The organism is Rhodoferax sp. PAMC 29310 (assembly GCF_017948265.1).
In the GTDB taxonomy this organism is placed as follows: domain Bacteria; phylum Pseudomonadota; class Gammaproteobacteria; order Burkholderiales; family Burkholderiaceae_C; genus Rhodoferax.
In genome coordinates, this window is the sequence record NZ_CP072852.1 from 1,464,114 (window position 1) to 1,476,701 (window position 12,588).

Here is a 12,588-nt window from a genome sequence, read left to right on the forward strand (position 1 = left end):
TTCTCCAGCGCTGTCACAAAATATTGATTAAATACCGCTCCAGCCCTCGTAAAAAAACCGCAATACACTACTGAATTTATAGCATCCCGTCAAACCTGAGGAACAACCGAAATTGACGGTTGACCGAAAATGCAGGAACATCTGAGCGACTTGGTGTCGAGGCGCTGGGTCCCTCAGGAATCAGTCCAGCAAATAGCCACTGGCACCGCAATGGCAACGGCATTTCATCACCCTCGCTCGACGTGCAATTGTCAATGGTGATGTCACTTCTGTTAAAACGCTGGTTCACTACTTATTGCGAACGATCTATCTCATGTTTAATTCCCCCGCCGGCGCAACGCTGGAACCCGCTGCCACCCCACCCCACCCGGTGATCCACTGGCTTGAAGCGGGCGAGGATTGCTCGGCCCGCTGGCGCTCAGAGCGCGGCTCCCTGCCCCCGAAAAAAGTCGTTTTAGCCGACGACACCATGACCGCTGACAATGCTTATCGTCTGGCGTGCGAAGGCACTTACATGCTTTGGCGCGGGGATTTTCACAATGCCCGCCAGTTGCTGCAGGCCTTGGCCCGCCGGATTGAGAACACCCCTGCTCGCAAACGCAAAAAGGCCGCCCAGGTGGTGCCCGCCAACGACGTATTCAACCGTTACCGCTTGGCCCAATCTCAACGCGCCCGCCTGCTCAACACCCTGTTGGTGCCATTTGACGCTGACTACACTGTGCCATTGCGCCGAGCGCCTGACGTCAAGCAAGCCTGCACCGCTGTCTGGGGCGCGCCTGGCGACGCTGCAACGCCGTCGGTAGCGTCTTTGCGAGAGCTGTTGGGGATTACCAGTTCGGCCGAGTGGCGACGTGTGGGAGTCGAGATCCCTGAGCTGGGCGAAGGCCCGAACAACCGCATCTTTCCACACTACGGAGTCTTTTCTCCCGTGCGTGGCGAATACATCAAGCTAGTGGCCAGCGCCCACGTGCCCAAGCACGTGGCGGGGCAAGATGCCTTGGTGGCGTTTGACATCGGCACCGGCACCGGCGTGTTGGCCGCAGTCCTCGCACAGCGGGGTGTGACCAAAGTCATTGCTACCGACCTGGAGCCCCGCGCTTTGGTCTGCGCCCGAGAAAACCTCTTGCAACTCGGCCTTGAGCACAAGGTGGAGCTGGTCCAAGCCAACCTTTTCCCAGAGGGCCGCGCCGCCATTGTGGTGTGCAATCCCCCTTGGCTCCCGGCCCGTCCCAGCACACCGATTGAGTATGCGGTGTACGACGAAGGCAGCCGCATGCTGATGGGCTTTCTGAAAGGTTTGCCTGATCACTTGACCCCCAAGGGCGAAGGTTGGTTGATTTTGTCAAACTTGGCCGAACACCTGGGGCTGCGCATCCGCGATGAACTGCTGGCCGCCTTCGAGGCGAACGGATTGCGCGTCGTGAGCCGTATCGACGCCAAGCCATTGCATGCCAAGCTTGGCGACGAGTCAGACCCCTTGCATGAGGCGCGGACCAAAGAGGTCACTTCGCTCTGGCGCCTCGCAGTCATCAAGGCGACACAGTAAGACAAAGGCCAGCCTGAGGCGGGCCTTATAGATTCAAGCCAGAATCTCCCCCCTATGAAAGAACCCATGAACCCCACCATTTACAGCTCATCCATTCCCATTTTCACCCAAATGTTGGGGGGACTGCAGCAGGTGCTGAGCAAGGCTGAGGCCCACGCCGCTGACAAGAAGATCGATCCCAACGCCTTGTTGCAAGCCCGCCTGTACCCTGACATGTTTCCCTTGCTGCGCCAGGTTCAAGTGGCCACCGACTTTGCGAAAAGCGTCGCAGCCCGCCTCGCTGGCGTCGAAGTCCCAAAATTGGCTGATGACGAACAGACTTTTGCAGACCTTCAGGCGCGAATCTCCACGGTGCTGAATTTTATTGCAGGCCTTGACACGGCTCAGTTTGAGTCAGCCGCCACCCGAGAAATCGTGTCCCAGGCCGGTACGCCGAAAGAGAAGCGCTTCACGGGAAACTCCTACTTGCTCAACTATGGGCTGCCCCACTTTTTCTTTCACACCACCACCGCTTATGCCATCCTGCGGCACAACGGCGTTGAGGTCGGCAAGAAAGACTACGTCGGCACTTATTGATGATTTTCGGGATCTTGTAATCAAGGCCCACGGCTCACCGTAGCATGTTTTGGGCATAGTGGGCACTTCAGTGTCAACATGAGGCTGGCTTGATTCTGAAGAGTCTCTCCAGCTTCGCTCTTTTGACATTGAAACTAGAACAACCCTCTATGGCCTATGTCCGACATTGATTCACCTTCTTTGCCTGATTTTGAAAAGACCGAACCTCTACCGCTTGACGAGTTAAACCGTCAAGCGAAGATTGATCACGAATTTGGGATATTGCGAAAACACCACGCCAGAATTGCCGACTCCATCCAGCTGTTCTGGGGCTACCCCGAGTGCGACGAATTCATTCAAAAGTTGTTGTTCAACCCTGGCGATGAATTTGTTCGAGCCCGCGCTGGATTCAAGCCTGAAGTGTTGGAAGCCATCATGAACCTGTCCAGCCTTCATGTGGCTGGTCCGAAAACCGGTCGCCCGTTGCCGTGAGCGCACAGCCCCGACACTCTATGTCGTTCCATTTCTAAGAGATCGTCCATGGAGAAGCTCCGTATCGACAAATGGCTTTGGGTCAGCCGTTTCTATAAGACGCGCAGTCTGGCCGCTGACGAAGTTGACAAGGGGCGAGTGTCTGTCAATGGCACTACCGTCAAACCAGCCAAAGAACTGAAAATTGGCGATGCCATTGAAATTCAAATCGGCGCCGTCTCACGTCGCGTGATCGTCGCCGGCCTAAGCGATAAACGGGGATCAGCGCCTGTTGCGGCGCAGTTGTTCAACGAGACGGCAGAGTCGCAGGCCAAGCGTATTGCCGCCGCCGAGCAACGCCGGTTGGCACCAGAACCTGCGCTGAGTCTGGCGCAGGGGCGTCCGACCAAACGCGACCGCAGAACCCTTGAAAAGGCCAAAGGCTGGCAAGCACCTGAATAGTGCTTGATGATGTGTCAAACTTGGTACCTGAGCAGCTTGACCCAGACTGACGGAGCGCTCTTCTGCCCCGCGTCATCCCGAGCGCTACTTCACCCGGCCGTAAGTGTCCTCAAGTCGGACAATGTCATCCTCGCCCAAATACGAGCCTGACTGAACCTCAATGATCTCGAGCGGAACTTTGCCCGGATTGGCCAACCGATGTACCTGACCCAACGGAATATACGTACTTTGGTTTTCAGTGAGCAACAAGACCTGCTCACCATTCGTTACCTCAGCGGTGCCACTCACCACAATCCAGTGCTCAGCGCGGTGATGGTGCATCTGAAGACTGAGAGTCGCCCCGGGGTTCACCACAATGCGTTTAACCTGGAAGCGTGGTCCTGAATCGACACTGTCATAGGCACCCCACGGGCGCGCCACGCGGCGATGGTGACGCGCCTGCGGAACACCTTTGGCATCAAGCTGGGCGACCACGGCCTTGACTTGCTCCGCATGCCCCACTTCAGCCACCAGCAGCGCATCTGCAGTGTCAATAATCAGAAGATTATGCGTTCCAAGTGCAACAACCGGCCGATGCGGCGCATGAATGTAAGTGTCTTTGGCATCGACGGTGTACCCCTGCCCATGCACCCGATTGCCCGCACCATCCGCTTCAGAGAGTTCAGCAACAGCATTCCAGCTCCCCACATCGCTCCACGCTGACGCGAAAGGAATTACCACCACTTGAGCCGATTGGGCGGCTTTTTCCATCACCGCGTAATCGATGCTCTCAGATCGGCATTGCGCAAATGAAGGCTCGTCCAGACGGATAAACTCACCGTCCACCGTTTGCTGGGCCACCGCAGCTTGGCAGGCCGCCAATATGTCGGATGCATAAGTACTCAGGGCCGCGATCAAAGTGCGAGCCTCGCACAGAAAGATTCCCGCATTCCAATAATTACCGCCCGCCAAGAGCAATTCTTGTGCACGGGCAGCGTTGGGTTTCTCAATAAAGCACTGAACGCCAAAAGCGCCATCCTGCCCCGGCACTTCCTTTCCCTGCTGTATGTACCCGTAGGCGGTGCTGGGATAGGTCGGTTGCACCCCAAAAGTGACAATAGAACCCGCCCTCGCCGCAGCGACGCCGCCGCGAATAGTGGCGTTGAATGCCTTGCCATCAGGAATATGGTGATCCGCAGGTAAAAAAACCAACAAAGCGTCAGGTTGCGCATTGAGCGCCGCAACGGCCATGGCGGCAGCCGTGTTTCGAGCGACGGGTTCCAGCAGAATACTTGCCTGCGTCAGAGCAGTATTGACACTTTCCTGCACCAAGAACCTGTGTTCTTCGCTGGCCACAATGGTTGTCTTTGATCCCAACAAACGGGCACGCTCCAGGGTGAGTTGGAGCAAGCTCTTGCCATCCACCAAAGGAACGAATTGTTTGGGCAACGCTTGACGCGACAATGGCCACAAACGGGTTCCACTACCTCCGCACATGACAACCGGAACGAATTGCTGAGCCGCATCATTGGCGTTTTTATTCATGTAATTTTCCTCCTTGAAGACCGCGCAGGCTATCACACAGTCAGTGACAATCTTGTTGCCGCCAGCCGAAAACTAGTCATCTGGGGGTGCGGACAATAACCTGGACTACTTGGAGGTAGTTCATGTATTCATACGAAGAGCGAATTCGAGCCGTCAAGCTCTATGTCAAGCTCGGTAAACGTACCGGACCGACCATTCGGCAGTTGGGCTATCCAACAAAGAATTCACTCAAGGGTTGGTATCGAGAGTACGAACGGGATCGGGACTTGCAGGTGGTGTATACCCGATCCAGGGTGAAGTACACGGCTGAGCAAATCCAAGTGGCGGTTCAGCATTACCTGGACCACGATCGTTGCATGGCCTCCACCATGAGGGCACTGGGATACCCATGCAGGGAGTTGCTCACTGAGTGGATTGACGAATTGCATCCGGAAGTTCGACCGCGTATCGTGGGGCGTGCACCGAATGTTCAGCACCCTCAGGATCTAAAGAAAGCCGCAGTGGTTGAGCTGTGCACCAGGACGACCAACGCTTTAGCCGCTGCCCAATCAGTGGGAGTGTGCCGGCCTACGTTGTACAACTGGAAGAATCAACTACTTGGTCGAGAGGCCTCAGCATCCATGAAGCGGCACAAAGATTCTGGGCCAATCCCCAAACAGAAAGACCTCACAGAATTGCAGCAGCACGTCACACTGCTTGAACGTGACATCCGGCGCTTGCAGCTTGAACATAACCTACTGAAGAAGGCCAATGAACTGTTAAAAAAAGGCCTGGGCGTCGCCCCGCAGCACCTGAGCAATCGGGAGAAGACCCTGCTGGTTGACGCCCTGAAGCACACGTATGCACTCGCAGAGCTCCTTGGCGAACTTGACCTGGCCCGTAGCTCCTACTTTTATCACTGCGCCCGGCTAAGGAGTCCTGACAAATACGCTGACGCTCGGGTTGCCATTGCCGATGTCTTCCAGAGCAATCACCGTTGCTACGGTTACAGGCGAATTCGTGCAGCACTTGGCCGGCGCCATCTGCATATCTCCGAGAAAGTCGTGCAACGCTTGATGAAGCAGGAGTGCTTGGTCGTTGCCGCCAATCGAAGGCGTCGGTACGGGTCTTACCTGGGAGAAATCAGCCCTGCACCAGAGAATCTCATCAATCGGGACTTCCAGGCTGCGACCCCGAATGAGAAGTGGCTGACTGACATCACAGAGTTCCATATCCCGGCTGGGAAGGTGTATCTCTCCCCTGTGATCGACTGCTTCGATGGTTTGGTAGTCAGCTGGACCATTGGCACACGCCCCGACTCCGACTTGGTGAACACGATGTTGGATGCTGCTGTTGAGACAGTAGCCGACAGCGAAATCCGGCCTGTCATTCACTCTGATCGTGGTGCTCACTATCGCTGGCCTGGATGGCTCTCACGGGTACACAATGCAGGACTGATTCGATCGATGTCGCGCAAAGGGTGTTCGCCAGACAACGCAGCCTGCGAGGGTTTCTTCGGGGGATTGAAAACGGAGCTGTTTTATCCTCGGAGCTGGCAGGACATATCAATCGATCAATTCATCCAGGTCGTTGACTCCTACATCCGCTGGTATAACGAAAAGCGCATCAAGATCTCCCTTGGCTCACTCAGTCCCATTGAATATCGGGCGAGCCTCGGAATCACGGCATAAACCAGTCCAAGTTTTACGCCGCACCCCCAGGTGGCCAGTATTCGATTGGCGCCAACACGGCGAATGCGCCCATTGCGCTGAACTGTGCGGATCGGGCTGGTATCAAGTTCATAGTGAATCAAATGGCGGCAATAGTTATGCAGGTCAATGCCTTCGGACAACTTGTCGATGACCACAAGCACGTCCGGGCCAAATGGGCTGCCAAACACCCTGATCACGGTGTCTGGCTGTTATTGCGCATGAATAAGTCCGCATTAGCTTTGGGTTCACAAACACCCAACACCCGACCTGTCGCATTTTTTCCGGTGGCGCCTGGCATCAATTCGGGATAGATGTCCGCATCGCGCAACACCCCTATGCAAGACTTTGACTTCAACAGCTCCTGAAAAAGGCTGAGTGCAGCGTTCGCAATGGTTTCTTCGGGATGGTGGCGTGCGTGCTGCTCGGTCAATGCTTTCAACAATGCCGTGCTTGAGCGCGGGGTGCTGTTGAACCAGCTTTGCGTTTGGGCGCGAATCATGTCCGAGCCCAGCCAGTCGATGAACGTATCGCGCAGATTGGGGTTTTGTTTCGCTGCGTCCAAGTCTACGAACACGTGTTGCCAGGCTGTTTCCCACACTGTGGCATCTAGTTTGGTCGTGGGCGACAGGGCTGGCACAAGGCCCGCCAGGCACAGGGTCAATTCCTGGGCCGTGGCAATATGGTGACAAAAAATAACCAGCTTCTCGCCTTGGTTCACGGTGGCTACCACCGCTTCGGCCACTGCAATCATCTTGGAATGTGGGCCGACCACTTTGCGTAGCTTTTTTATGTGTCGCAGATGGCTCGCCATCAGTGACTTTTTGGGTTCGCGAAGCGCTTTAATGGGCTCAACCAGACCGGCCAAGGTTTCATCATAGTGCTGCCAGCAGACGTGAAAGCGTGCATCGTTGGTGGCACCCCTAGTGTCCATGCCCGCATCTTTTGCAATGCGCAGCAGGCGATCCATACGCAGCAGCAACTCCAGTTCGTCAGCACTGGCATGGGTGTCTGCAAGCTTCCATTCTTCACACATGCCCAGCGAAGCTTTCTCATCCGGCAAATCATCAATGCTGTGGCGGACGACTTGTTTCTGAATGGCATCAATCGCCTTCGTCGCCCTGTTTATCAGGTCTTTGGCAGTGGCATACTCTTGGCGAGAGGGCGGGGTGTGGTAAATTTTATCGAGTGCCAGGCTGAAACTTTTAACAGCAGCGTGGGCATGGCCGGAACCCACCAAAGTCAGCATCCGGTTCAACTCGGAAAGATGGATCGAAAACGGTGTCGCAGTCAGAATCAGCACCCACTTGGCTTTTTTGCTCTGAAATTTGAGAGCATCGCTAAACGCCGTGCCTTCCCCCTTGGCACTATGCGCTTCATCGACAATCAACAGGTCACATTGCAGATTGTTGCCTGCGTAAGAGTGTTTCACGACCTGAATGGAGCCCGCTGTCAGCCGTCGGGCGGCAGCGGATTTGATACTTTTTGTGTCAATATCTTCAAAATTTGTGCCACAAATTTTGAGCAGTTCAACGTGGGATTTGAGCTCTGCCTCCCACCGCCGCACCATCACATCGTTGGGTGCCAAAATTCGCACTTTTCGCTTTTCGCTTTTCGCTTTTCGCTTTTCGCTTTTCGCCAGCCAATCCAAACACCCACGCCACCAAAGCCGCCACCGTGGTTTTGCCCAATCCCACATCGTCTGCCAGCAGGACCCCTTTGCGCACCTCTTGACCATAGCAGCCGCCGAGCCGAGCCAGAATATCTTCAACGGTCAAAAATTAGCGCTGCGTGCTCTCAAGCGCCAGGGGTCGCTCGGTAGTTTGACTGGCATTCACATACTTTTGCGGGTTTGACAAAAACCGCCACTGGGTTGCCGAATAGTTGCTTAGTCTATCGATAGGCATCATGGTTCATTGATCCCAATGTTTCAGACGTAATATTAATTCTTCGGCTGCAAGCCGCGCACCTATTCCGCTTTTAGCACTGGCTTTTCGAGTGAATGCAGCCATAAGTAGGTTGCCATCGCGCAGCAAACCATCCAATATGAAAGCGCTGGAACCCTGCCTAGCTTGCGTCACCAATTTGGCCCAGTTGTCAACAATGTCCAACATCTGACGCGTCAGTACAAAGCTTGCAACGGCATAGCTATCGGCTGACGCGGCATCACCAGGCGTATCATTATTCTGGTCAGGCGTGCCGTCACTGCCCGTGGCTTCGTGATCATCGGCGACAGGGTTGTTGAAGTCGGTCGCATCGTCAGTCTCATCCGCAGTCACCGCTTTGCCACCGTAGCGTTCCAGCAGCAGTTGGTCACTAAGCTCTTGCAAGTCGGCATCCGAGATTTCCTCTGGAAACGACAATTCCCGCGCTGGGGGTTCCCGCATATCGAAGATCGGCACATTCAAGGTTTCAGTCTCGCAGTGAAGTGCCACCGTCCTCGGCAAGTGTTTGGCATCTTCCCAGGGTATTTGTGCTGACAACAGCGAACCGCTGCCAGACTGCCACCGTGCTATTTTCAGCGGGGCTTTGCGACTCAAAACCTCGCCCGTCAGCCCCGACTGACATTTGCATTCAAGCCGGATGTGTTTGCCGTCCCATGAGGCCTCGGCCCAGGTAATCAGACAACGACCCCGAGTCAGTTTGACAGTACGAGTGGCAACATTCTCAAGCGTGGAAAATGTGGCCAATTGACCCAGTGGCCAGGCGGCCTGCGCAATACAAACCCCGAGTTCAAAGTTGTCAATGGTCAATTCCCGATTGGCGCCCTGTTTGCCCCACGCTGCCTGGCTGAAATTGGCCGAAGTCAACAACAGCCGCCTTGAGTTGCCACGTTGGAAGGCATACAGCTTGGCATGATTCCAGCGCACGTCGCTGCTGTGATGCTCGCCATGAAAATGATCAGACAGTTTGTCATTGCCAGGCACTAATGTGAGCTGCAATAGAGTGCTGCCAGCCGCCACCAATTGCGTAAACGATGCTGCGGGCAAGTGCCAGTTTGCCTCCCACGGATGGGCCTTTTCGATCCAGGCCAAAGAAAGTTGTGCCGGTGTGCCTTCAAACTGGGCACAGCATTGCACCAAGGAATCAGCCCAACAGGCCCCAACAAACGGGCTCAGGATCGACACCTTGACCGCCCCTCTCCCGGGCGGGGTAGCACTGCGCAAACCGGCTGCACCCCACTGCGCGCGTGACGCATGCTTGCCAGGCACACTGGCAATAAAACTGGCACCAGCTGGAGGGTCAGCGCGTGCCAGCAGATCAGTAAAGCGGTCAAGCTGTGTGGCATCTCCGCAAGAATCGGCCAAGGCGCGCACGAAGCCGGGCAAAACGCCCCAAGCACTTGACCTGGCTTTTGACGGCTTGGGCTGCAGTGGCAAGCAAACCCGCCAGGCTGCCTGAATTTGATCTTTGAACGCGGAGCGTGTCAGATTGGTCGATGAGACAATGATTTCGAGGTATTCACCTTGTTCTGGATGCGTCCAATGCAGTAGCCAAAGTTTGGCGTGCTGCACGGCTTGACCAGTTTCCCCGACCGTGAGCTGCCGGATTGAGCGCCAGATCCAGGGGTACAGCCCCTCATCAACAGCAGCGGCGGAAACATCTGTATCAAAGTAGTCTTCACGCACAGTCGATGAAACCACCACGATGCGGTTATGCAAAATTTTCAGCCTGGCATCCAGTTCAAGTGAAAAACTGGCCTGGTCCAGCGCATCAGCATTACCCGGCATGTGGCTAAGCGCCAGCCACTCTGGCAGCAAGGTTTCGGCTAGCAAACGCGCCTCGGCCCGGTCATAGGTCGTCAACAGCGCTGCCGCCAAGGCACAGCCTTGCGGTGCGACAGATTTGATCAGCGTCTGCCAGCCAAAACCAGTGTCATTGAGCATCGTCATGTTCGTCGTTGTCTGGTTCAATATTGATATGCAGGGACTTAGGCATATTGGTCAAAACACCGCATTGCACCGCCAAGCGGCACAAAGCCCACAAGCGAAATCCGTAGCGTGAAGCCTCGCCAATTGACAGGGTGCGGGCTTCAATGTGTGCGTCACGCAAAATGAACCACCGCAAGCCACCGCCGTAGGTTTCGTGGTGACGCAGCAACTGGCGAAAACATTCCAGCGGCACAGCGCTGGCCGCCATGGTTTGCGCAAAGCGGTCTGCGGCATCGGCATGGCGCAGCGTTGTTGCTCGCGCTTCTGGCTTAGAGCTTATCCGTAAATAATGTTTACCTCCAACTTGATCTTGCGAAACGCCATGATGGATGCGGCCAAGTGGTTCAAGGCCAGAAAGCTGCGATCAAGCTTCTCGTATCGCACCAGTAGTTTGCGAAATCGGTTGAACCAACTGTGTGCCACTTCGACAACCCAGCGTCTTGCTTTCTTCTCGGGGGTACGCTTGAGTTCATTGGCCTCTTGTCCTCGGCCTTTGACATGGGGGATGTAGCCATGCTCTTCTATGACCTTCAGAGCGGGTGCTCCGGTATAGCCAGCATTTGCGCACAAGTGTTTGTGGCGCCTGATGGGTGGACTGGGGCGCTCAACCATGATGGCATCGAGCACTTCCTCTAGTTGGGAAACATCATGCCGATTAGCCCCGGTCACGACGAGCGACAACGGGACGCCACGACCGTCCACCAGCAAATGGCGTTTGCTCCCATTTTTTCCCCCAATCCGTGGGGTTAGGTCCCACGCTCTCCTGTGCCATTGGCGCTTTCATCATTGCCCCGTCGATACTTTGCCAACGCCAGGCGATGCCCTCAAACTCGTCGTACTCAGCAAGACCTTGTTTCCACAGAGACTCAAAGACCCCCGCTTTTTCCCATTCCAGAAAACGGGCATGGACAGCGCTGGCACTACCAAAACGCTCCGAGGGAAGGGCCTTCCACTGGCAACCTGTGCGTAGAACAAACACGATGCCTTCAAATACCAAGCGGGCATCTTTGGGCCTACGTCCGCCCCCGCTCTTTCTGGTGTAGGCTTGATCTGCAATGCGTTGACGCACAGGGATCAGTGGCTCGACACGACTCCAAAACTCATCAGTGACTTCCCATGCCTTTACCTTTGCCATCTTTCCTCCACGCGCGGTCATCGCGCATGGGGAGCCATTATTCACTATTTACGGATAAGTTCTTCGCCTGCAGCTCCAGCCAAGCCTGTGCCGCCGCTTGAAGCGCTTTACATACTTCCTTGGCCGCACTGCCCTTAGCAACTTCAACCAACCCCACCTTGGGCTCACGCTTGAGCACGTCATTGATGTAATTCATGGCATCCAAACCCGCATCTGCCAGGCTTGGAAAAGTGGCCAGGCGGGCAATCGTTGGTTCGCTGCTGAAGTGCTGGCTCAGATATTGGCACAGCGACGCATGGTCGATAGCGCTGGACTTGGCTATGGACTTCACGATTGTCAACCGCTTTTTCCCCGCTGTATCGTTTCCAAAAATGAGCGGCTTAAGTAACGCTGCCTCCGGCAACTCAGAGAAGTCGCCACGCTGGCGTGGCAGCGTGTTGAGCTCAGCCGCTTTGCCAGTTTGAGCCGCTTGGCCAAAATTTTTCCAATGTGCGATCCACCACTTGTTTTCGCTGTCACGCCCCTCTTTGTTTCGTGCCAATTTCGCGCTGCGGCTCACATCATCGGGAAGTTGCAAGCGTGCGCCTTTAAGTTTGTCATCGAGCCAGCGTGACAGTGCCTCGCTTTGCGGGCCAGGTGTCCAGCCGTCACCTGTGGTCAGCCCTGGCCATTTGCGAAACGCCCGCCGGTAGCCGCCGTAAGGGCCGGTTTGACGGTAGGCCTGAAATTGCTTAGGGGTCATGCCAAACCGGTCTGCTTTCATGTTGCCGTCAACCCAAGGCGCGACACGTCGCCGCCCGGACAAAGGTCGCTGTTTCCAGTCTTCCGTATCTGCTTTGAGCAGGTTGATAGTTCGTGCCACGCACAGCAGTTCCAGCGGACGCAGCCAGGCGTAACGCTGGATTTGTTCTTGGCGCGTCACAACCGATCGCCCACCGCTGGCCTGAAAAGCCTGTTGTGATTGCACCAGACTCCAAGCCAACAGCGTGACCCAGCGCCCGTCGCTGATGCGGTTGCTCAAGTCGGGTGCCACCGCGTTGGCAAATTGATCGGCCAGAGCCCCTAAACCGAGCGCATCGCCACGGCGCACTGACACCGGTTCCCATGGTGCGGTAAAGAAAAAGTGTGGCGAGCTAGTTGTCATGCAAACCAAAGATTAATTGTTGTGCAAAGTATCGCACTCTGCAATAGACCATTGCCGACTTCCAAATCTCCAGCCTGCAGAGGTTCAACGTGTTTTTCTGTGGTGGGCCACGAACGGCTTGTGACATACGA

Annotated in this window: 13 protein-coding genes; 5 read left to right on the top strand and 8 right to left on the bottom strand. The window is 55.5% G+C overall.

All coding sequences use genetic code 11. From position 1 onward, the window contains the following. Window positions 1–313 precede the first annotated feature (313 nt). The 4 genes from J8G15_RS06675 (at window position 314) to J8G15_RS06690 (ending at window position 3,034) form a co-directional block, all read left to right on the top strand. The gene (locus J8G15_RS06675; RefSeq protein ID WP_210546731.1) at window positions 314–1,546 is read left to right on the top strand and encodes a methyltransferase; all 1,233 of its coding nucleotides are present in this window, start codon (window positions 314–316) and stop codon (window positions 1,544–1,546) included. Between the two features lie 66 nt (window positions 1,547–1,612). Then, window positions 1,613–2,122 (top strand): DUF1993 family protein, encoded by a 510-nt coding sequence (locus J8G15_RS06680; RefSeq protein ID WP_210547494.1) that lies wholly within the window; start codon window positions 1,613–1,615, stop codon window positions 2,120–2,122. Window positions 2,123–2,278: 156 nt separating this feature from the next. Further along, window positions 2,279–2,593: a hypothetical protein gene (locus tag J8G15_RS06685; RefSeq protein WP_210546732.1), complete on the top strand. Its 315-nt coding sequence runs from the start codon at window positions 2,279–2,281 to the stop codon at window positions 2,591–2,593. Window positions 2,594–2,641: 48 nt separating this feature from the next. Continuing rightward, window positions 2,642–3,034 (top strand): RNA-binding S4 domain-containing protein, encoded by a 393-nt coding sequence (locus J8G15_RS06690; protein ID WP_210546733.1) that lies wholly within the window; start codon window positions 2,642–2,644, stop codon window positions 3,032–3,034. Window positions 3,035–3,118: 84 nt separating this feature from the next. Here J8G15_RS06690 and J8G15_RS06695 read toward each other — a convergent pair whose 3' ends face one another. Continuing rightward, entirely contained in the window at window positions 3,119–4,558 is a 1,440-nt protein-coding gene (locus tag J8G15_RS06695) for a mannose-1-phosphate guanylyltransferase/mannose-6-phosphate isomerase (protein WP_210546734.1), read from the bottom strand. A gap of 122 nt (window positions 4,559–4,680) precedes the next feature. Here J8G15_RS06695 and J8G15_RS06700 point away from each other — a divergent pair, with 122 nt between their 5' ends. Continuing rightward, window positions 4,681–6,228 carry an IS3 family transposase gene (locus J8G15_RS06700; protein ID WP_210544764.1) on the top strand — a complete coding sequence of 516 codons (1,548 nt, stop codon included), beginning with the start codon at window positions 4,681–4,683 and terminating at the stop codon, window positions 6,226–6,228. On the opposite strand, the gene J8G15_RS22035 is transcribed toward J8G15_RS06700, so the two are convergent. The 7 genes from J8G15_RS22035 to J8G15_RS06735 form a co-directional block, all read right to left on the bottom strand. Beyond that, window positions 6,135–6,446, bottom strand: coding sequence for a helicase-related protein (locus J8G15_RS22035; RefSeq protein ID WP_210546735.1), 312 nt, complete (start codon window positions 6,444–6,446; stop codon window positions 6,135–6,137). The two genes, J8G15_RS06700 and J8G15_RS22035, sit on opposite strands and share 94 nt — an antisense overlap. Continuing rightward, a complete protein-coding gene (locus tag J8G15_RS06710) occupies window positions 6,443–7,816 on the bottom strand; it encodes an SNF2-related protein (RefSeq protein ID WP_240538545.1) in 1,374 nt (457 codons plus the stop codon). Before J8G15_RS06710 ends, J8G15_RS22035 begins: the two co-directional genes overlap by 4 nt. Continuing rightward, complete coding sequence (locus J8G15_RS06715; protein WP_210547701.1) at window positions 7,776–8,024, bottom strand: hypothetical protein; 249 nt, start codon at window positions 8,022–8,024, stop codon at window positions 7,776–7,778. The genes J8G15_RS06710 and J8G15_RS06715 overlap by 41 nt, the downstream gene beginning before the upstream one ends. A 135-nt stretch (window positions 8,025–8,159) precedes the next feature. Continuing rightward, complete coding sequence (locus J8G15_RS06720) at window positions 8,160–10,139, bottom strand: hypothetical protein (RefSeq protein WP_210546737.1); 1,980 nt, start codon at window positions 10,137–10,139, stop codon at window positions 8,160–8,162. Further along, complete coding sequence (locus tag J8G15_RS06725) at window positions 10,123–10,386, bottom strand: hypothetical protein (protein ID WP_210546738.1); 264 nt, start codon at window positions 10,384–10,386, stop codon at window positions 10,123–10,125. Before J8G15_RS06725 ends, J8G15_RS06720 begins: the two co-directional genes overlap by 17 nt. A 68-nt stretch (window positions 10,387–10,454) precedes the next feature. Beyond that, a protein-coding gene (locus J8G15_RS06730) for an IS5 family transposase (protein ID WP_210546739.1) occupies window positions 10,455–11,313 on the bottom strand; the annotation gives its coding sequence in 2 pieces (ribosomal slippage) (window positions 10,455–10,914 and window positions 10,913–11,313; 861 coding nt in all). Window positions 11,314–11,350: 37 nt separating this feature from the next. Next, window positions 11,351–12,457 (bottom strand): hypothetical protein, encoded by a 1,107-nt coding sequence (locus J8G15_RS06735; RefSeq protein ID WP_210546740.1) that lies wholly within the window; start codon window positions 12,455–12,457, stop codon window positions 11,351–11,353. Window positions 12,458–12,588: the final 131 nt, after the last annotated feature.

Excerpts from the sequence above, each read along its gene's own strand:
- J8G15_RS06675 (WP_210546731.1), top strand. The coding sequence starts at position 314 with ATGTTTAATTCCCCCGCCGGCGCAACGCTGGAACCCGCTGCCACCCCA.
- J8G15_RS06680 (WP_210547494.1), top strand. The coding sequence starts at position 1,613 with ATGAACCCCACCATTTACAGCTCATCCATTCCCATTTTCACCCAAATG.
- J8G15_RS06685 (WP_210546732.1), top strand. The coding sequence starts at position 2,279 with ATGTCCGACATTGATTCACCTTCTTTGCCTGATTTTGAAAAGACCGAA.
- J8G15_RS06690 (WP_210546733.1), top strand. The coding sequence starts at position 2,642 with ATGGAGAAGCTCCGTATCGACAAATGGCTTTGGGTCAGCCGTTTCTAT.
- J8G15_RS06695 (WP_210546734.1), bottom strand. The coding sequence starts at position 4,558 with ATGAATAAAAACGCCAATGATGCGGCTCAGCAATTCGTTCCGGTTGTC.
- J8G15_RS06700 (WP_210544764.1), top strand. The coding sequence starts at position 4,681 with ATGTATTCATACGAAGAGCGAATTCGAGCCGTCAAGCTCTATGTCAAG.
- J8G15_RS06710 (WP_240538545.1), bottom strand. The coding sequence starts at position 7,816 with ATGGTGCGGCGGTGGGAGGCAGAGCTCAAATCCCACGTTGAACTGCTC.
- J8G15_RS06720 (WP_210546737.1), bottom strand. The coding sequence starts at position 10,139 with ATGACGATGCTCAATGACACTGGTTTTGGCTGGCAGACGCTGATCAAA.
- J8G15_RS06725 (WP_210546738.1), bottom strand. The coding sequence starts at position 10,386 with ATGGCGGCCAGCGCTGTGCCGCTGGAATGTTTTCGCCAGTTGCTGCGT.
- J8G15_RS06735 (WP_210546740.1), bottom strand. The coding sequence starts at position 12,457 with ATGACAACTAGCTCGCCACACTTTTTCTTTACCGCACCATGGGAACCG.